Below are 18,622 nucleotides of genomic sequence, written 5' to 3' on the forward strand. Positions count from 1 at the left end.
CGATCAGGATCATGATGAACCTCGACTTCGTACCATCACTCGGCCCCTTGCCTCAGCGCACCAGACCCGGCAGGCCCGGTGCGCGGCACCGCAGATTGCATCAGCAGGACTGAGCCGAAGCACAGAAGAGCGACCGTCAGCATGCCAGGCGAGTAGCTCGCCGCGTGTTCCCTGCTCCATGCGAGCGCGAGCGGACCGGCGGCGCGCGCGACCGCATGCGCGGCTGAGAGGACACCCGAGACTGAACCATAGATCGCCACGCTAAAGAGCTGAGCGGGCAGCGCGCCGCGCATGATCGTCAGCACCCCATTGGCGGCGCCGAACAGAAGCAAGGCACTTCCGAGCACGGCAACGGAGTGGCCGACGGCCAGCCCCACGAAGGATATGCCGAGCAGCATCAGCGAGACCGCGGTAACTGTGCGCAGCGAAGCGCGCGACCCGACGGCAAACTCGACGATACGGCCAAGGACCTGAGCGACCCCCACCATCGATGCCAGTATGACCGCGGAGGCGCCGAGACCCTTCTCACTCAGCATTGGAACCAGATGCACGGCCACAATGCCGCTCGCGAGGCCCATCGTAGCATAAGCGACCAGGAGCAAGACGAAGGCAACGCGTGGCGGGGACTGGTCGGCACGTTGCTGTCCCCGTGCCTTCATTCGCTTTGCCGCCGGACCTGGCATGAGGAGGTGAGGCAAGGCGCAGGCGAGATTCAGCGCGGCGAGTGTGGCGCAAGCGCCGCGCCACCCTAGGCTGTCGACGAGGAAGGCGGTTGCAGGCCAGAACACTGTGCTTGCGAGCCCGCCGGCGAACGACACCACCGTCATGCCGCGTCGGGCGGAATTGGGCGCGGACGATGCAGCCACTGCGGCAAATGCTGCCTGATATAAGGCAGCGGGCATCGTTGCTCCAATGAGAATCCAGACGGCATAGAACTCCCAAATCGTCTCGACCTGCCCCGCCAGCCAAAGGCCCAGTGCGGACACCACCGAACCAGCGGTCATAATCCACCTGGCGCCTACGCGATCGAGCAGCAAACCGATCACCATGGCGGTGCAGGCTTCTGCGAGAAGGGCGGCAGAGAAAGCGCCGACGACAATCCCGGATCCCCACCCGGTGTCGCGAACGATCGCTGGCATCAGAAGGGAGAAGCTGTAGAAAAGCGTGCCCCACTGAACGATCTGTGTCAGTCCCAAGGTCGCCGGCACGTGCCAGGACAGGTTGCGTGCAGATGTGTCGCCACTCGGCGAGGTCGAATTCATGGCGTTGCGATCTCAACGGACGCTTGACGCGATTGCGATGTCATCACCAGACGAGCCACAATGACCTCCGAGTCATCTGGGCATTGTGGCGGCAGCTATCCGACGCAAAAAGAATATCTTTTCAATGCGTCGCATTCGAATAAGTTTTGCCTATGAGTCTGCCTGCACTCACGCTGCGTCAGCTGCGAACCTTCCTGACCGTTGTCGAGATGGGAAGCGTCTCCGCCACCGCTCGAGCGCTCGGCCTGACACAGCCTGCCGCCAGCCAGCAGCTCAGGGAGATGGAACGTCGTCTTGGTGTTCGGCTTCTGGAGCGTGCCGCGGGCCGTTCCATTCCGACGGCAGCGGGTGCCGCCCTGGTCCCCGCCGCCAAGCGTGCACTCGCTGCGGCTTCGGACGCGGAGGAAGTGGTGGCTGCGCATCGCGAGGGCGCAACCGGCCGCATTCGGCTCGGGACCGGTGCGACGGCGTGCATCCATCTTCTGCCACCAGCATTGGCGGGATTGCGTCGCCGCGTCCCCGGCGTCGAAGTGATCGTGGAGACGGGCAACACACCGGAGATCGTACAACGCGTAGACGAAGGTCTTCTCGACATCGCCGTGGTCACCTTGCCGGTTCCCCGACGCAGAAGCCTTCAGTTTACGCCCTTGGTCACAGAACGCTTCCTCGCTCTGATTCCGGATGCGCTCGCGCAGGCCCGCGGTCCTGTAAGCCCGGCGTCGCTCAGCCGTCTGCCTCTGATCCTCTACGAACCAGGAGGCACCATGCGGCGGCTCGTCGACGATTGGCTCGCCCGATCACGCACTGAAGTCCTGGTCGCTATGGAGCTCGACAACATCGAGGCAATCAAATCGCTGGTCTCGATCGGGCTCGGTGCTTCCGTGCTCCCAGGATTTGCGCTCAGGGAGCAGGTGCCCGGCACCCAATGCCAGCCACTCAGGCCTGCCCTTGAACGGCAGTTGGCCATCGTCCTACGAAAGGAAAAGACACGGGACCGGGCCTTGCGGGTCCTTCTCGATGAACTCGAGAAACTGCGATCGCCGCACGCGTCACGAGCTGCCGTCTCAACGAAGGATCGGGATGATGGACAGCACTAGCAGCACCGCCATGATCCGGTTTGCGCAACGTCGCCGCCAGGGGTTGGTCAGGGCGCGTTGCATGGCCTCGCCACCGACGGCCCAGACGGCGTTGCACGGCAGCCCGACCGCGACGACCGTCGCAATGGCGATCATGAGGTTCTGTGCATATGGCACGGGCGGAACATAGATGGTCACAGCACCCGCTGCCGTCACCCACGCCTTGGGATTGGCCCACTGCAAGAGCGCTGCGCCGATAAGCCCGATAGGAGGTCGCTCGGTCGGAGCAATCCGCGATGTGTCGCGTGCGAGCCCTGCGGCGAGCCATATCATATAGGCCGCGCCCCCGAATTTCACTGCGCTGTGCAGATGCGGGTAAGCCGTATGGATGGCACCAAGGCCGAGCCCCATCAGGAGCAGCAGGAGCGTGAAGCCCGCGACGAATCCGCCTATGGCCGGGACGGCCTCCCGCAGGCCGTGGCTGAGGCCGATGCTCATGAGCATCAGGTTGGAAGGGCCCGGAGTTCCGGTCGTCACCAAGGCGTAGCCAACAAGCCCCATCCAAATCTCTAGGGACATGGCATGATTCCGATATCAGGCGTTATCCACGCCAAAAGGGTTTGCGCGCTTCGTGAAATGCGTCGTACCGGGTGATGCCCATGTCCTTGAGGGCAGCGTCTGGCAGCGATTCCAGCTCGCGCCGCTCGGTCCAGCGGCACAGCCATCGGTGCAGCAACTGGCGAAGCGTCATGCGGCCATCGGCGCTTTCCTGCGACTTGGCGCCGTCTGCGATCATGCAGAGGCCCGCGGGGCTGGCGCGCATCGGATTGCAGCAGGACCAATGTTCCTGCGTCATGTCACTCTCCATCATGTCGGGGCAGTCGTTGACGCCGTGCGCGCTACGCGTCGTGTGGCGCGCCGTCTGTACGCGCGTATGGCCAGAACGCATTGGGGGCCGAGATCATGCGTGGGGTAGTGAACTTCGTCTCAGACGTTCTCGCACTAACCTGGCAATGGAGGCACGCTTGTCGCAGCCGTCATCCAGGAGATGGGCGCAGTCGCTCCCGCGAAAAGCGGTTACGCACCTCGGCATCGATTCAGCCCCTTGTCGCTCGCAAGGGTCGATCCGCTCGCTCGCTCGCTCAAGTAAGAATTTCGACTGCGCCGCATAAGTTGGTGTTTTAGTGTATTCGCAGCGACTACAGGCATCCGCTGGACGACTTTGCGTAGCCGCGTTCTCCGATCAAGAAGCTGGTGCACTTGGTTGAGCCGAGGGTCTCGACCAGTCTTCCGATGGAGAACGAGAGTCCTTCGACGGTTTGCGCACAGCGTTGCGCAGCATCGCCTTGGCCTTAGCGAAGGCGTTTAGGTCGGGACTGCAGTGCGGCAGGGCGAGCGCTGCACAAGCCGTATCGATCGCATCTGCTGCCCTCAGGCTCGGCGACCAAGCCTGTATTGCGCCGGGCGGAGTCGCGGCCCATTCGAACCGGGAAACCCGGGCTGACATTAATCCCGATCAGGCGCTCGCCCTTGCTGAACGGAGCATCGGTCGTGCCTCCACTTCGAGCAATGCGATTGTTGGCGGTATCCATGCTCCATCTGTCTGTTCTCGCACCGACCCGCGAGGAGGAACCAAAGGGCCTTGCGGGCCCTACCGAGATTCGTCTCGACCGCCCACACTGATGCTCCAGCCGGTCCGGCTACCGGCTGGCTCGTCAGACCGTCACCAGACTTTCGGGCACGGACCACCCGGATCGCCGAGGCCAACTGCACAGCCTAACCGTGCGATCTCATCACAACCTTGATGCACCCGTCCTTCTTGTCCCGGAAGGTGTCGTACATCTCCGGTCCCGCATCGAGGGAATCCTGGCGGTGTGTAATGATCACGGATGGATCGATCTCGCCCTTCTCGATGCGGTCCAGCAGGGGCTTCATGTAGCGCAGCATGTGCGTTTGTCCGGTGCGGAGGACCAGCCCCTTGTTCATCAGGGCGCCGATCGCGACCGGAACCGAGCCCATGTAAACTCCGGGCACCGACAGGACGGTTCCCGGTCGACAGGCAAGGATCGCCGCATTCAGTGCGAACGGACGCTCAACCGACGCCGTATGCGAGGCGACGAACGAGGCCGCCTTCTGCATCACGGTCTGTTGGCCATGACTCTCCATCCCAACGGCCTCGATGACGGCATCAGGGCCCAGGCCGCGGGTCAGCTGGAGGATGCGCTCCTGCACATCCTCCTCGCCATCGTCGATCGTCTCCGTCGCCAACCGACGGGCGAGCGCCAGGCGTTCCGGCACGGCGTCGATCGCGATAACGCGCTTGGCCCCGAGTAGGAACGCCGACATGATGGCGAATAGACCGACGGGGCCGCAGCCAAAGACGACGATGGTGTTACCCGGTTGGATGTCGCAATTTTCGGCCGCCATGTAACCCGTGGGATGTCGGAGAGAAATAGCAGCTGCTCGTCGGGCACCCCTGCCGGCACCTGCAGTGGCCCGACATCGGCGAACGGCACGCGAAGATACTCGGCCTGGCCACCGCTGTAGCCGCCTGTCAGGTGGCTGTAGCCGAACAGACCCGCCGTCGGGTATCCCAACGACTGCGACTGCTCGCCGGCGTTCGGGTTTGTCGTTTCGCACAACGACCACTGTCCCGCTTGGCAGTACCGACACGCACCGCAGCAGATGGTGAAGGGCACAATCACCCGATCGCCGGGTTTGAGCTTCTTGTTGTCGCGGCCGACCTCGCCGACCTCGCCCATGCACTCGTGGCCAAGGATATCGCCACTCTCCATCCGCGGGACGAAGCCGCCGTACAAGTGGAGGTCCGAGCCGCAGATGGCGCAGGAGGTCACTCGGATGATCGCATCGCGGCCATCCTTGATCTCGGGGTCGGGGACGGTCTCGCAGCGGATATCGCCACGGCCGTGCCAAGTGAGGGCCTTCATCAGTAAGCCCTCGTCCGAGGCGAGGTAACTCGCACGGCAATCATGTCCCTCGCGCCCTGCACAGCGCCAAGCACCGCTGCTCCTGCGCCGATAAGCAGCGTGGCAAACATCCAGAAGGCGGAAATGGCGGCGGCCGTTGCCGCGGCATCCGCGGCCTCTCGCGCCCGCTGTTCCGCACGCGCCGCCGCTTCTCGCGCCTGCTGCTCATACGCTGCGATGCGCTGGTCCGCCTCAGCTGGCGAGATCCCGGCCTCCGCAGCCGTCAGCGCGGAGAGACGTTCCCGCTGACCAGGTGCGAATGAGCCATCGGCCACCCGGCGCCCGATGATGGCCGTGATCTCGACACCACGCTGCTCGGTTGTCATGGCTGCCACGTCATTGGGCGCCGAGAGGGCGGACCGAACGCGCTGCGCCAAGGCGTTGAGATCGACCTGGTCGGTAGCTGCCCCGGCCGCCGTTCCCGCGCCGCGCATTGCGCCGGCGAGGATACTGCCGGCGGCGTTGGTGGCGACAGTAGCCGAGCCTGCCGCCACCATGCCCGCTAGCGCCGCGGAGAGGGCAACAGCAACACCCCAAACGCCAAGACCTTGCAGAGCACTGTCCCAGCGATCGGTGTTGCCGGACAGCCGCGCAGCCACGTAGCCGCCCAGTCCGAGCGACAGGACGGCGGTCAGGAGGCTCCAGCCCCCCGCCATCAGCGCCATGCTCGTCGCGGACGGTGAATCGCGATCCACCGCATCAATCGTCATCAAGCCCACGGCAGCGCCAAGCAGATGCAGCAGAACACCTGCGCTGATCGCGACAAGCGTGCCAACGATGATGCTGCTTAGTGAAGTCCGGCTTCGGAGTTTCGTGGCATCGTCCACAACCACGTCCGTTGAACCATAGGACGATTGAAGCTGACTCTCAGACATGGCGTTCCCCCTTGCCCAAGCGCTTAGCGCGAGGCCTGATAGAGTTTGGTCGCGACTTCGAACATCTCCTCCGGCGCGTAGTTCGGCGTGAAGGCCGACGGCACGCCTTCGAGCTGGTGGATCTTGCCTCCCTCGGGAAGGCCCGGAACCACCTCCAACTCGCCTTCCGGGTCGCCCGGCAAAGCGCCCTCGCCATTGCCCCAGATGCCGGCCATCTCGGCATAATCGGTGGGGCTGAAGGTGTAGAGGCGGCGATGCGATCCTTCAGCGAGGTACTTTTGGCATTCCGGGATACTGCCGAGCGGAATATTCGGCACCGGGAGCATCTTCTCGATGTCCACGCCCGTGATCTTCTTCAGTGCTAGGGCATAGGAATGTGCATGGACCGAACCTCGGACGAGCAGGTACCCGCACACCTCGCGCCCGGTAGGATCCGACAGTGTTTCGTAGACGCGCAGCTTGTGCAGCCGCGCGCCGCATTCCAGGTGAAAGTTGTGCAGCAGGTCCAGCACGACGTTGCCCGTGGTCGTGACGAAGTCGTTGTTCCAGGAGGCGCCGTTGCCGTTGACTGGCGTTGCGCCGCCAGCATGCGACAGGAAGGCCGTAGCAAGCCGAACGTCCTTCATGGCCGCAAAGGGCGCGCCCGATATGTCGCCGCCGTCGATGTCCGGAACATCCGGGTCGGGGCCATTCGCCAGCATTGCCACGCCATTGGACACCAGTTCGACATGGCCGAGTTCCTCGGCCGTGATGCTGGCGACGAGGCTGTAGAATGGGCGGAGCTTGCTCTTGCTGCGGAAGTTGAAGCTCTGGAACATGTAGTTGCCGAGCGTCGACATCTCACCGTACTTGCCGCCGAGCAGTTCCTGGAGGGCTGCCGCGGCGTTGGGATCCGCGCGCTTCGGCGCGGGGATGTCGGTCTGCAGCTTATCGATGCGTTGAAACATGATTGCCTCGTTGCTGGGACGGAGAGCGGCACGTCTGTCAACCGCTTACGCGCCCGCAGGTTCACGAGCAGCAGGCAATACCTTCCCGCACGAGTTCTTTGAGGCGCGGCGCTGATGCTCGGCGCGCGGATGGCGCAGGAGGCCGCCGCCGGCGATGCAGTCACCGCTTCCATCAACCGTGCAAACCCTTCTTGGTTCGCGCACGTCACCCGCAACCGTTCACGAGCTCCTGCACAGCTCGACGGCAGGACGCCGCAACGGTGGCGGTGCCGATGCGGGCCGCGTGCTCTTTGTCGAGCGTCCATGTGCTATGCGCGCGAGCAGGCATCCAGCCCTCCACCCTGCGCGTTGTCCAGCGATGGCATTCAGCGCGGCCGGTTCGCTATTTTGGCGCCAGGTGAACGCCCCCATGACCCGGGCGCTGGCCTCCTGAGGTCTTCGCCGGGGGACCCAGGAGGCCGCAGCCGGAGATAAGCTGCGCGGCCCGCAGCAGAGAGACGAGCGGCAGCGGGGCCTGTTAGGCCCGCACCTCCAACCGCCTGGGCGGTAGCGGGTTCAACCACCCTGGAAAGAAACTTCCAAGAGTCGGTGTGGAAATCAACGGAGGGCGACGCGGCGGATCATCATGGCCTCGGACACGTTGAGGCGCTTCTCGTAGTCGCGGACCGGGCGGCGCCGGCGGATCCGCTCCTCGTCCGTCAGGTCCGACGGATGATGCTGGACACGTCCAGGCCCGCCAGCAGCGCATGCACAAGATTGCCCGCTTGCGTGCCAAACAGCGTCATCAGACCCGCGCTCGTTGCGCGGCAGAATGGGCACTGCGTCTGGCCCCGGGGAGAGCACCACCACGAGGGCGGTCGCCAGGAACAGAGAGTGGGTTTGCGGACCCATAATGGGCGCCTCGAAGGACAGCAATGCTTCCCTATTGTCACCTGGCGCTCGCGGCGTCCGCCGTTACGCCGGGACCGGCCGGGCCTTCCGGCGCACGGTGAGGATCGCGACGGCCGCCACCAGGCAAACGAGGCCAGCCATGAAGAAGGCCGGAAGATAGCTCAGCAGGACGTCTCGCGATGCGCCGGCCCCATAGGCGGCGATGGCGGAGCCGATCTGGTGCGAGAAGAAGATCCATCCGAACAGCACGGGGCCCTTCTCGCGGCCGAACGCGTCGTTCGCCATCTTCACCGTGGGCGGAACCGTGGCGATCCAATCGAGACCATAGAAGATTGCGAAGATCGTCAGGCCATAGATCGAGAAATCAGTGAATGGCAGCGCGAGCAGGCTCAGGCCGCGCAGCCCATAGTACCAAAACAGGAGCCAGCGGTTGTCGTACCGATCGGACAGCCAGCCCGAGGCAATGGTTCCGACGAAGTTGAAGCCCCCCATCAGCGCCAGGATGGTCGATGAGGTCATCGCGGCCACGCCGAAGTCGCCGCAGAGCGGCACGAAGTGGTTCTGCACCAGACCGGCCGTGGACAGCCCGCACACGAAGAAGGTGCCCGCCAGGACCAGGAAGGTGCGATTGGTGAGCACTTCCGAGAGAGCGGAAAAACTGACGGCCAGGGCGTTCGGCTGCGCGTGACGCGGCTGCGGATGCACGAGCTTCGCCTCGCCATAAGGGGGCAGGTCGACATCAACCGGATTGTTTCGAACGAACAGCATCACAAGGATGAAGCAGGCCACGCAGACGATTGCGCCTGGCAGCATTGCATAGCGCCAACCCGCCATGTCGGAGAGCCACGCCGCCAGTGGAAGGAAGAGCAACTGCCCCGTCGCGCTGCTCGCGCTCAGGATGCCGACGACCAGGCCACGCCGCGTCGAGAACCATCGCGTCGCAATGGTCGCCCCCAGGACGTTGGCAGTGACCCCGGTCGCCAGGCCGACCAGCAGGCCCCAGATGACCCAGAGCTGCCAGAGAGTGGTCATCTGAGACGTCACGGCCAAGCAAAGCACGATCGACGCCAGGGCGGACGCGACGACGGTTCGCACGCCATAGCGCATCAGGATCGCGGCGGTGAACGGCGCGACGGCCCCGTAGACCAGGAATCGCAGGCCCAAGGCCCCGGAGATGGCGCCGAGATCCCACCCGAACTCATTCTTCAGCGGCAGGATCAGGACGGCGGTCATGCCCATGACGGCCGATGTGGCCAGCATGGTCAGGAAGATCACGCCGATCACCGCCCAACCATAGTGGATGCCCCGCCGTGCAAAGGCGCGTGGCAGCCAGTCCGATGCGTGCATTGGGCCGTCCTTGATGCTCAGACCCATCGGCCGGGGCGAAAGGTCAGTTTGACTTTACCGACCTGTTTACCTAACGCTTCGGACTGGGCGGTCAAGGGAAAAGTATACAGGTCGGTGCAATGATGCTGCGCGCTGAGGCAAAATCGTTGATGCAAGAGCGGATCCTGCGGTCGGCCGATCGCCTGTTCTACGCGCACGGCATACAGGCAATCGGCGTCGATACCATCGCGGCCGATGTGGGGATCAGCAAGCGCACGCTCTACAACCACTTCCCCTCGAAGGCAGACCTGATCCGCGCCTACCTCGAGCGATGGAGCCAGCCGCCGGCTTCGACAGAACTGCCGCCGGCAGAGCGCATCCTGGCGGAGTTCGATCGGCTGGAGCGAACCTTCTCCCAGCCGAGCTATCGCGGCTGCCCATTCATCAATGCTGTTGCCGAGGCCGCCGAGCCTGCTGATGAGCTCACGAGGCTTGCCATCGACTTCAAGAAGGCTCGTCGACGGTGGTTCGCGAGCTGCCTCGCGGAGCTGGGCGTTCCCGACCCTGAGCGCTTGGCTACGCAGATGATGCTGCTTGTTGACGGCGCCGTTGCCACCATGCTGGTGCAGGGCGACGCGAGCATCGCTCGTGCCGCGAGAGACGCGGCGGAAGTCTTGCTGACCGCGGCAGGCGTTGCAGCGCGTCGCCCCAGGGTCTCCCACGGCGAGGCATAACCCGCACCGGATGCTGCGGAGACGACGAAAAGGTTAGTGATTGATCCTATCGGTCCCCATGGCGCCCGCACGCGCGCCGATGTTGGCGACGAGACTGCCAAGGGTCGGCATGTGGTGGTCGTGCTGAACTTGGTCTGTATTTGAACCGTGTCATCCCACTCGGCGCTTTACGACCTCAAACGGGAATGGCGATTCAGCAGGGGCCACTGTCGACGCGCTGACGTTCCGCGCCATCACGCGCACACTGTCGTTCGACCACGGAATGGGAGTCGAGCGCACTGCATTGGCGACATCGTGCTGCCTCGCCGCGGGCGTACTCGACGGTCGTTGATTTGTCGTGATGGGAACGCGGCCGCAGTGCTGGAAGTCTGCAGGAGCAAAACCACCGCCCCCGCGGCGCGTATCGCGTCCAACAGGGAGGGTCCGATCCATTCCGGGATCGCCCGGGACACCTTCAGCGCGGCGCGCGCCCGCAACGATAGCGCGGTCGTTGATGCCGACGAGGGGTTGCCCGGTAGTGGGCAAGTCCAGCGCTGAGCCCGCCGGTCCGCTCCCCCACCTCCCGCCTCATCGGCGGGTGGTATGCGATATCCTCCCCCGCGGGCTGCTTCGCGCGCGAAGCGACGATGATGGGCCAGTGGTCGAGGAGCCAGACGCTGCGCTGGGACTCAGCCTTCCGTCCGTAGTTCGGGATACGCCGGTAGCCCGTCGTCGAGGTGAACCCAACTCAGCTGGGTTGCAGTCCGCGTATGGTCAGCCGGTGGCATCGCCTCCGGGTCATCGAGGCTCACCGTCGTGATGTCGATTTCATCCGGCGAATACGCCGCCTCGAACGTCAGCGGCGTGCCGCAGCGGGGGCAGAAGGTCCGGAAGGCCTGCGGACTCGAGGCGAACCTTGTCGATTCACCGGCAACGACCCGATACTCCGCTCGAGGCACGCTGAACCATGCGACCATCGGCGCGCCGGCCACCCGCCGGCACATCGAGCAGTGGCAGACGGTCGAATGGAACGGTGCGCCGCCGGCTTCGTACCGGACGTATCCGCAGAAGCATCCGCCTTTGAGCATGCTGGGCGTCTCCCAGAGGGCCAGTGATCAGGTATCCGATCAGCGCGCCCACCGGGCAGCAGTTTCCGCGGCCACCCCCTGTTTGCGGGCGCTGCGGCCACAAAGCCGCACCGCGACCTCGAGGCCGGCGGAAAGAGTTCGCTACACTATTCCGGCCAGCAGAGCGCGCGTGCGGTCCTCTTGAAGAGGACCTCCGCATGACCCGCCCGATCAGCAGCTCCGGTGGCGTCGCACCGGTGGCGCGCTGCACCAGCGCCACCGTGCCCAAGGACCAGGTCCTGGGCAGGCTGGCCTGGATAAAGACCGCGCCCATCGCGGAGCTGAAGTCCGGCCGTGTCCGCCGTCTAGCGACCTCCCGAACTGACTGCGACGCTTGAGGATCGGGTGTCTCCATATCTGACGTGCTTCAGTCCGCCAGGGGCCTGGCGAACTGCCGCTACCGCTGCTGCCATCCTGGCACGCCTGTCATATCGGGAAGATGGTGTGCAATCCCACGGTGGCATTGAATACAGCTCATCTCGCCGGTGAAGAGGTATCGCTCATGGGCAGCGGCCGCGCGCGGGTTCTGCCGTGACAGGTCCATTCCTTCTGGCGAATGGCAGTTACGGCATTCGAGGCTATTGTTCGCTTCCATGCGCCGCCACTCGCGCTCAGCCATCTCTCGGCGGTGCGTCAAGAACAACTCGCGAGTGCTGATCCTACCGAAAATGTGCCCCCACACCTCCATCGACGCCTGCATCTTCCGTCCAATCTTGCTCGTCCATTCATGCGGCACATGGCAGTCGGGGCAGCCGGCGCGCACACCCGACCGGTTCGACTGGTGAATCGTGCCCTGTAGTTCCTCGTAGACGTTGCTGCGCATCTCGTGGCAGCTGATGCAGAAGGACGGTTGGTTGGTGGCCTCCAAGGCGGTGTTGAAGCCGCCCCAGAAAATCACGCCTGCGAAGAAGCCACCGAGCGTCAGGAATCCAAGACTCAGCGTGGTTGCCGGCGCGAGCGCCGTTCGGACGACCGGCAGCTTCCGGAACCAATTCCAACGACGCCTGATGAACCCGGGCTTTGCGTTGGCTATGTCCGGCATGGGCGCCGGTGTCTCGTCCCCGGACATTATCGGTTGTTCCTGCCGCCCGGCTGACGCTCTGGTTCGGTTAGCTCATCCATGTCGCGAAAGCGATTTGGGACAAGGGGCCGCGCCTCAGTCTGCGTAACGTGGCATGTCGTACAGACGTATCGCCTCGCAGCCAGCCCGCCGAGCGTATTGCCCTCACGATCCTGGTAATGCGTCACCGAGATCATTGGTGCCTGGCTCTGTTCGGTGAACCGTCGAGCGTGGCAGGACATGCACTTGTTGGCATTGAGATCCAGCGCGTACCCGTCGATGGAGTGAGGGATTATCGGCGGCTGATCTGGGTAGTTCCGCCGCACGCGCACATCATTGGTGATGGGCCGCGCCATCGGCGGCGCATCTTGCTCTTCAGTGAATGGTTCGGGCCCACGCAAGCGGGGCGCATCCTGGGCCATTAGCGCCCCCGCCAGAGCAAGTGGCGCCAGGACTACAGCGGCGGGGAGGAGGCGCTTCCTCATGGCGTACCTCGTGAAGTCGCGGATGCGACCAGAACCTTCACGGCGCACTTCTTGTAGTCTGTCTGCTTGGAGATCGGATCGGTTGCGTCGAGCGTCACCTTGTTGATGAGCTGGCTGGCATCGAAAAACGGCACGAAGACCAAACCGCGCGGCACGCGGTTGCGCCCGCGAATCTCTACGCGGCTTCGGATCTCCCCGCGACGTGAGACGATCCGCGCCTCCTGCCCGCGGCGAAGGCCCCGCTGTCGCGCATCTTCGGGGTGCATGAAGAGCAGCGCCCCTGGGAACGCGCTGTAGAGTTCGGGAACTCGGAGAGTCATTGAGCCGGAATGCCAGTGTTCGAGCACACGGCCCGTGACCAGCCAGAGGTCAAACTCGTCGTCCGGCACTTCAGCGGGCGGCTCGTACGGCGCACCGATGATATTCGCCCGCTTGTCAGCGTTGCCGTAGAACTGCACGCTGGTGCCGACTTCAACGAAGGGATCGTGGCCCTCGCGATACCGCCAGCGCGTCTCCTTCCCGTCTACAACCGGCCAGCGAAGGCCGCGAGCCTCATGGTAGGCATCGAAAGGTGCGAGGTCGTGGCCATGTCCGCGCCCGAAGCTCGCGTATTCTTCGAAGAGCCCCTTTTGCACATAGAACCCGAACTGCTTCGCCTCAAAGTTGTCGTAGCCCTGTTCGATGTCGGATGACGGAAAGCGGTTGGCACTTCCATTGGCGAAGAGGACCTCGAACAGCGTCTTTCCTCGGTACTCCGGCGCACGCGTCAGCACATCCGCCGGCCAGACCTCATCCGTGGTGAACCGCTTCGAAAACTCCATGAGCTGCCAAAGGTCCGAGCGCGCCTCACCCGGCGCTTCCACGAGCTGATGCCAGAAATGGGTTCGCCGTTCCGCGTTGCCATACGAACCTTCCTTCTCCACCCACATCGCTGCGGGAAGTACAATGTCCGCCGCCATCGCTGTCACAGTTGGATATGCGTCCGAGCAGACAATCAGGTTCTCAGGGTTTCGATACCCGGGGTACGTTTCGTGAGCGGTGTTTGGTGCCGTCTGGAGGTTGTTATTGCACATGATCCAGTAGGCATTGAGCTTGCCGTCCTTCAGCATCCGATCCTGCTGCACGGCGTGATAGCCGATCTCACCGGGCAGCAATCCTTCGGGCAGCTTCCAGATGCCCTCGGCCGTCTTCCGGTGTTGCGGATTGGTGACCACAAGATCAGCAGGAAGTCGGTGCGCAAATGTCCCGACCTCGCGGGCGGTTCCGCACGCTGACGGCTGTCCGGTCAGGGAGAATGGGCTGTTTCCCGGCTCTGCGATCTTACCGGTCAGCAAATGGATATTGTAGACCATTTGGTTCGCCCAGACGCCACGGACATGCTGGTTGAAGCCCATCGTCCAAAGCGACATCACCTTCGTTCCCGGGTCCGCATAGAGTCGCGCGAGCCCTTCGAGCTGCGACTTCGGCACACCGGACAGCTCGTGCGCCCGGTCCAGCGTGTAGTCTGCCAACTGGCGAGCATACGCATCGAAGTCGGCGGGTGATGAGGCGCCCGCGTCCTGCGCGTGCTGCGCTCGCATCTCGATCGGATTGTCGGGCCGGAGGCCATAGCCGATGTCGGTATTGGCCATGCGGAAGTTCACATGACGTGCGACGAAGTCGCGCTTCACGGCACCGCTTTGAACGATGTGGTTGGCGATATAGTTGAGGATCGCGAGATCAGAGCCGGGCTTGAAGATGATCGCTTGGTCGGAGAAGTCGGTAGTCCGATGCTCGTAGGTCGAAAGCGTGTGAATCCGGACATGGCGTGCGCTGAGCCGGCGATCCGTCACGCGGGTCCACAAGATCGGATGCATCTCGGCCATGTTCGAGCCCCAGAGCACAAAGGCGTCGGCATGTTCGAAATCGTCATAGCAGCCCATGGGCTCATCCATGCCGAAGGCGCGGATGAATGTCGTCGCGGCCGAGGCCATGCAGTGGCGAGCATTAGGATCGAGGTTGTTGGTTCGAAAGCCGGCACGCATGAGTTTCGATGCCGCGTATCCTTCCCAAATGGTCCATTGACCCGAGCCGAACATGCCGATGGCTTCCGGCCCCTTTTCCCGCAGTACGCGCTTCCAGTGCTCGGCCATTGTGTCGAAAGCCTGATCCCAGGTGACGGGCAGCAGGTTTCCGTCCTTCGCGAACCGACCGCCGCGCATGCGCATGAGGGGCTGCGTCAGCCGGTCGGCGCCATACATGATCTTCGAGAGGAAGTAGCCCTTTACGCAGTTGAGGCCCCGATTGACCTCGGCCCTCATATCGCCGTGTGTGGCCACGACGCGCCCTTCCTTCACGGCGACCATGACGCCGCACCCCGTGCCGCAGAATCGGCAGGGCGCCTTGTCCCACTTCAGTTGCAGGTCATCGGCGCCCAAAGTGGTTTGTGCAGAAGCGGGCAGGACGACGTTCGCCGCCGCGGCCGCAACCGCCGCGGCGTGCGCTCTCAGGACCTGGCGGCGTGAGACTTCCATGGTTGCATTTCCCCCGCAGTCCTATTGTCCAGCCTGTTCGGCTCGACATGATGAAAGACAAGGGTGGTGGCGAGCACGCCGTTGAGGCGCTGAATCGCATCGAGGTGAGCCACAATCTCGGACTCAGTCTCGCACTCAAGGGTGACGATGAGTTTCCCGGCCTCGATGCCGCCATGGACGTGCATGCCCGACATGGTCGAGATATCGGTCGCGGCTGACTCTGCTGCCTCGGGCCGGCAATGCACCACGAGGCTCGAAATGTGTGACTCGCTGTACATGTGGGTCAGCCAGGGCCCGGAGGGCCGTTGACGACGTGATACATCCACACGATGAAGCCCCAGCCGCCGACAACGGTGACCGCAATGAACGGCCAGATTACAACGGCGAGGATCATGAAGGTCAGCAGTTCACGCCAGCGCCGCGACCGGATCGCTGATACCGCTTCGCTGCTAACCCGCTCTGTGCCCATCACACGCGACCACCTCGCAATGGGACCTTCTAGGAAGCCATCGTCACTGAGGAAGTGGTAGGCGACGTTTCGGAAGCTTGGCACCGGAACGTCATGCGAGGGAAGCGATCTTTTGGCGGGCGTGCAACCGCTTCCCGCAATATTCAATTCTCGATCCTGGAAACGTCTGTCTACCGTCGCCCGCGACTGTGAGCGGCTCGCCTGCTATCGGCGACCACCAGCCTCGAGGGCGAAACTGGGCTAGGCCAACGAGCCGCATAGGTGCCGTGCACTGGGCAGTTGGCGCCACAATATCCCGCGCCTCGTCACTGGGTTAGAAGCGCGGAATGGATAACAGCATGGCGACTACGCCCCACAGCAAGCTGAAGGGCGATCCCTACCGGGCGTACGAGAAACTCCCCGTCGAGGTGCGCCTGGCCCTCCAGGAAGCACTCGTGGATTGGTGCCCTCTGCGTGCCCGGGAATGGCACGTCCATCTGCTGCGCGAACGGCGATTGTGTCCGGCACAGGCGGCGCACGTCCTCATCCAGACCATACGCAGACACGATCACGCCGAAGTCGCCGCATTCGCGAGGACCTGGCCGAAGGGCCCGAGCACCTATCCCCATCTCGCGGCCAGCGCGACGCTCCAGCGTTACGTCGGGACGGACGGCATCCCCGCAGCGGAGCCGATCCACAGCGGCAAAAAGGCAAAGAAGTCAAAAGCACCCGGGAAGAAAAAAGCAGGGCGCCGCGCCCGGCGCTGATCGCAGTTCGATTGTGGCGGCCGAAGCTCGACTGACGCCAGACTGCGTCGCCTACTTCCCGCATTCCGAAGAAGTAATGGGCCCGCGCTTCTCCCGCGCCGGCTCGATCGCATAGCCGCCGGCAAGCAGCGAGGCAGCAAGCGCCGCCAGCCGATCGAACCAAGCCAGCTTGTAGTCGAACTTCGGTCGCCTCAGCTTCGGCAGACCCCTTCGCCCGGTCTGTCAAAGCCGCGCGCGGGTCTGCCAACGGCCGGCGTAGCTTCAGTTGCGCCTCGGGTGCTGCAGAAAAAAGCGAACTATCTCGCGCGAGGCGTCAGGCCCAAGCGGATCGGTGTAGGACCCGAGAGAGCTACCACCTGACCATGCATGGCCACCTCCGTGAACACGCCACTGCTCGAGCACGCTGTTGCCCGTCGATGTGAGGTGAACCGTGCGAGTGTACTCACGTCCGCCGGGTACCTGGCCGCTGTGAGTCTCGATGGTCTCGGCGCCCAGGCCGCTGTTCCGGGCGATGACCAAATCAGCGTTGCGGGGGTGTACCGTGGTGTCGTTGTCCGCATGAAAAGCGATCGTTGGAACGGTAAGGGCGTGCTGCGACGCCCGCGCTCCATCTCGCATGGCCGCAAAGGCGGTCGGCACGTCGCGCGCAGCGCCGCAGGGAAGCCCGGAATGAACACCGACCGCAGCAAAAAGGTCAGGATACGTTTGAGCCATAATGGCGGCGGCGGCGCCACCGGCGGACAAGCCCGCCACATAGATCCGGTCGTGGTCGACGGAGTAATCGCTGCCGATCTGCCGGACCATGCCAGCGATCATCGCCGGTTCGCCTTGGTCGCGGCGCTGATCACCGGGGTTGAACCAATTCCAGCACTTATGGGCGTTCGCCGCTTTGCTCTGTTCGGGATACAGCACCAGGAACCTCATCTCCTCAGCAACGTCATTCATCCGCGTCCCCGCGGCGAAGTCGTCGGCTGACTGTGTGCACCCGTGCAGCATTACAATCAGCGGAACGCGATCTCCGTTGTAGTGACTCGGAATGTACAGCTTGTAGTCGCGATTGCCGGAGGGGCCGCGGAACGTCAGGCGTTCAAACCGCGCACCGTCGGGCACGGGCGCGCTCGGTCTAGTTGCGGGCGGGCCTACGTGGCTGGCGAAGCCTGGTCTCAATCCTCCGAGGGCAGCACGTAGGTGAGATGCAGCACGAACGCCGAATGGGATCCTTCGCGACCGGTCGAGGCTTTCGCGGCGGGCATCCATCCCTGCCTTGTTTGGCGGTATGATTTCTCCTGTCTCGGGATCAATGTCGACGACATGCGGGTCATTAGCTGCGCGCGCTCCGCTTTGGTCCTGCTGCGTGTCCACCTTTGCATCCACCGGCGCGGCGCCACGAAGGGCGCGCTGCATTAACTCAGATGCTTCAGTCAGCCGGCCTGCTCGGGTGAGACGGGTGGCCTCGCGCATTTGGTCTGAAAGAAATGCGTTCATCTCGTTTAAGCTCCGTAGGCCAGCGTCGACCGCGCACCCTTTGCTGGAGGGGCGTGCCCGCTGCCTATGAATGAGGGTGTGGAGGTCAGGTCCGCGGACTCCCGCGGTCGTGATCACCGCATGCGGTCTGCAAGCGCGGCCTTGACCGCACTACTCGCCTGCAAGGCACCCAGGACGGAGATCGACGCGATCGCTGTCCGGGCGAGTTCGGGCGAAACGTCATCAGCTATGCTGGCAAGACCCAACACGCGGATGTCGAGACGCTGCCCCGCGGCCTGGGCTGCCTCCAGATCCGCTCGGGTGTAGCGCCGAAGGCCCAGATCCAGGCTTCGGCGGGCAACAGAGTGCTTTGCTGCGTCCGCGTGTCGTTCGATTTGATTGCGGATGGCGGTTCGGATGAAGTCGGTGCGATTGGAGTAGAAGCCGTCCTGCACCAGCAGATCGATGTGGCCAAGATCGACATAGCCGAGATTGATCGTGACCTTCTCGGTGTCCCCCCCGGCCCTTGGCCGAAGTTCATGCACATTGTCGGTCATTGCATATGCGTCCTTACCATCCGGGTGGAAGGTATGTGGATGCTCGGGGCGATGGGTTCAATGCGCGCCTGTTCACCTGCACCAACGGTCGGTGGAAGCCGGTTGGCCGAGTGTTGAGGGGCGG

Annotated in this window: 18 protein-coding genes and 1 pseudogene; 3 read left to right on the forward strand and 16 right to left on the reverse strand. The window is 63.8% G+C overall.

Features of this window, described 5'->3' with window-relative positions:
• Window positions 1–35 precede the first annotated feature (35 nt).
• Window positions 36–1,262, reverse strand: coding sequence for an MFS transporter (locus GXW78_RS02890; RefSeq protein ID WP_211865922.1), 1,227 nt, complete (start codon window positions 1,260–1,262; stop codon window positions 36–38).
• Window positions 1,263–1,414: 152 nt separating this feature from the next.
• Between GXW78_RS02890 and GXW78_RS02895 the strand changes: the two genes are divergently transcribed.
• Window positions 1,415–2,359, forward strand: a complete 945-nt coding sequence (locus GXW78_RS02895; RefSeq protein ID WP_246521811.1) for a LysR family transcriptional regulator — start codon at window positions 1,415–1,417, stop codon at window positions 2,357–2,359.
• Here GXW78_RS02895 and GXW78_RS02900 read toward each other — a convergent pair.
• From GXW78_RS02900 to GXW78_RS02925, 7 genes and pseudogenes are all read right to left on the reverse strand, one after another.
• Window positions 2,327–2,836, reverse strand: coding sequence for a LysE family translocator (locus GXW78_RS02900; protein ID WP_211865923.1), 510 nt, complete (start codon window positions 2,834–2,836; stop codon window positions 2,327–2,329). The two genes, GXW78_RS02895 and GXW78_RS02900, sit on opposite strands and share 33 nt — an antisense overlap.
• A 103-nt stretch (window positions 2,837–2,939) precedes the next feature.
• Window positions 2,940–3,194, reverse strand: a complete 255-nt coding sequence (locus GXW78_RS02905) for a DUF1127 domain-containing protein (protein WP_246521812.1) — start codon at window positions 3,192–3,194, stop codon at window positions 2,940–2,942.
• Window positions 3,195–4,114: 920 nt separating this feature from the next.
• Complete coding sequence (locus tag GXW78_RS28695) at window positions 4,115–4,765, reverse strand: zinc-binding dehydrogenase (protein ID WP_456307071.1); 651 nt, start codon at window positions 4,763–4,765, stop codon at window positions 4,115–4,117.
• A 122-nt stretch (window positions 4,766–4,887) separates the two neighbouring features.
• Window positions 4,888–5,286 (reverse strand): annotated as a pseudogene (locus tag GXW78_RS28700) (alcohol dehydrogenase catalytic domain-containing protein); the annotation flags it as partial.
• Window positions 5,286–6,200 (reverse strand): hypothetical protein, encoded by a 915-nt coding sequence (locus tag GXW78_RS02915; protein ID WP_211865925.1) that lies wholly within the window; start codon window positions 6,198–6,200, stop codon window positions 5,286–5,288. The gene GXW78_RS02915 and the pseudogene GXW78_RS28700, both read right to left, overlap by 1 nt.
• A 23-nt stretch (window positions 6,201–6,223) precedes the next feature.
• A complete protein-coding gene (locus GXW78_RS02920; protein WP_211865927.1) occupies window positions 6,224–7,147 on the reverse strand; it encodes a manganese catalase family protein in 924 nt (307 codons plus the stop codon).
• Window positions 7,148–8,101: 954 nt separating this feature from the next.
• Complete coding sequence (locus GXW78_RS02925; RefSeq protein WP_338147669.1) at window positions 8,102–9,322, reverse strand: MFS transporter; 1,221 nt, start codon at window positions 9,320–9,322, stop codon at window positions 8,102–8,104.
• A 182-nt stretch (window positions 9,323–9,504) separates the two neighbouring features.
• Here GXW78_RS02925 and GXW78_RS02930 point away from each other — a divergent pair, with 182 nt between their 5' ends.
• On the forward strand, window positions 9,505–10,098 hold the full coding sequence (locus tag GXW78_RS02930) for a TetR/AcrR family transcriptional regulator (RefSeq protein WP_211865931.1): 594 nt from the start codon (window positions 9,505–9,507) through the stop codon (window positions 10,096–10,098).
• Between the two features lie 668 nt (window positions 10,099–10,766).
• Here GXW78_RS02930 and GXW78_RS02935 read toward each other — a convergent pair.
• The 6 genes from GXW78_RS02935 to GXW78_RS02960 form a co-directional block, all read right to left on the reverse strand.
• Window positions 10,767–11,165 carry a GFA family protein gene (locus GXW78_RS02935; RefSeq protein WP_211865933.1) on the reverse strand — a complete coding sequence of 133 codons (399 nt, stop codon included), beginning with the start codon at window positions 11,163–11,165 and terminating at the stop codon, window positions 10,767–10,769.
• Window positions 11,166–11,601: 436 nt separating this feature from the next.
• The gene (locus tag GXW78_RS02940) at window positions 11,602–12,273 is read right to left on the reverse strand and encodes a NapC/NirT family cytochrome c (protein ID WP_246521813.1); all 672 of its coding nucleotides are present in this window, start codon (window positions 12,271–12,273) and stop codon (window positions 11,602–11,604) included.
• Window positions 12,273–12,749 carry a nitrate reductase cytochrome c-type subunit gene (locus tag GXW78_RS02945; RefSeq protein WP_211865935.1) on the reverse strand — a complete coding sequence of 159 codons (477 nt, stop codon included), beginning with the start codon at window positions 12,747–12,749 and terminating at the stop codon, window positions 12,273–12,275. Before GXW78_RS02945 ends, GXW78_RS02940 begins: the two co-directional genes overlap by 1 nt.
• Entirely contained in the window at window positions 12,746–15,262 is a 2,517-nt protein-coding gene (gene napA, locus GXW78_RS02950) for a nitrate reductase catalytic subunit NapA (protein WP_211865937.1), read from the reverse strand. The genes GXW78_RS02945 and napA overlap by 4 nt, the downstream gene beginning before the upstream one ends.
• Complete coding sequence (locus GXW78_RS28575; RefSeq protein ID WP_211865939.1) at window positions 15,235–15,540, reverse strand: chaperone NapD; 306 nt, start codon at window positions 15,538–15,540, stop codon at window positions 15,235–15,237. The genes napA and GXW78_RS28575 overlap by 28 nt, the downstream gene beginning before the upstream one ends.
• A 5-nt stretch (window positions 15,541–15,545) precedes the next feature.
• The gene (locus tag GXW78_RS02960) at window positions 15,546–15,731 is read right to left on the reverse strand and encodes a periplasmic nitrate reductase, NapE protein (RefSeq protein WP_211866232.1); all 186 of its coding nucleotides are present in this window, start codon (window positions 15,729–15,731) and stop codon (window positions 15,546–15,548) included.
• 338 nt (window positions 15,732–16,069) lie between these two features.
• Here GXW78_RS02960 and GXW78_RS02965 point away from each other — a divergent pair, with 338 nt between their 5' ends.
• Window positions 16,070–16,477, forward strand: a complete 408-nt coding sequence (locus GXW78_RS02965) for a DUF6525 family protein (protein ID WP_211865941.1) — start codon at window positions 16,070–16,072, stop codon at window positions 16,475–16,477.
• Window positions 16,478–16,738: 261 nt separating this feature from the next.
• Here the strand turns inward: GXW78_RS02965 and GXW78_RS02970 are convergent, their stop codons facing one another.
• Together GXW78_RS02970 and GXW78_RS02975 are read right to left on the reverse strand one after the other, a co-directional pair.
• Window positions 16,739–17,962 (reverse strand): extracellular catalytic domain type 1 short-chain-length polyhydroxyalkanoate depolymerase, encoded by a 1,224-nt coding sequence (locus GXW78_RS02970; protein WP_211865943.1) that lies wholly within the window; start codon window positions 17,960–17,962, stop codon window positions 16,739–16,741.
• A 113-nt stretch (window positions 17,963–18,075) separates the two neighbouring features.
• Window positions 18,076–18,498, reverse strand: coding sequence for a CopG family transcriptional regulator (locus tag GXW78_RS02975; RefSeq protein ID WP_211865945.1), 423 nt, complete (start codon window positions 18,496–18,498; stop codon window positions 18,076–18,078).
• Window positions 18,499–18,622 lie beyond the last annotated feature (124 nt).

This window comes from Neoroseomonas terrae (assembly GCF_018129025.1).
GTDB lineage: Bacteria > Pseudomonadota > Alphaproteobacteria > Acetobacterales > Acetobacteraceae > Neoroseomonas > Neoroseomonas terrae.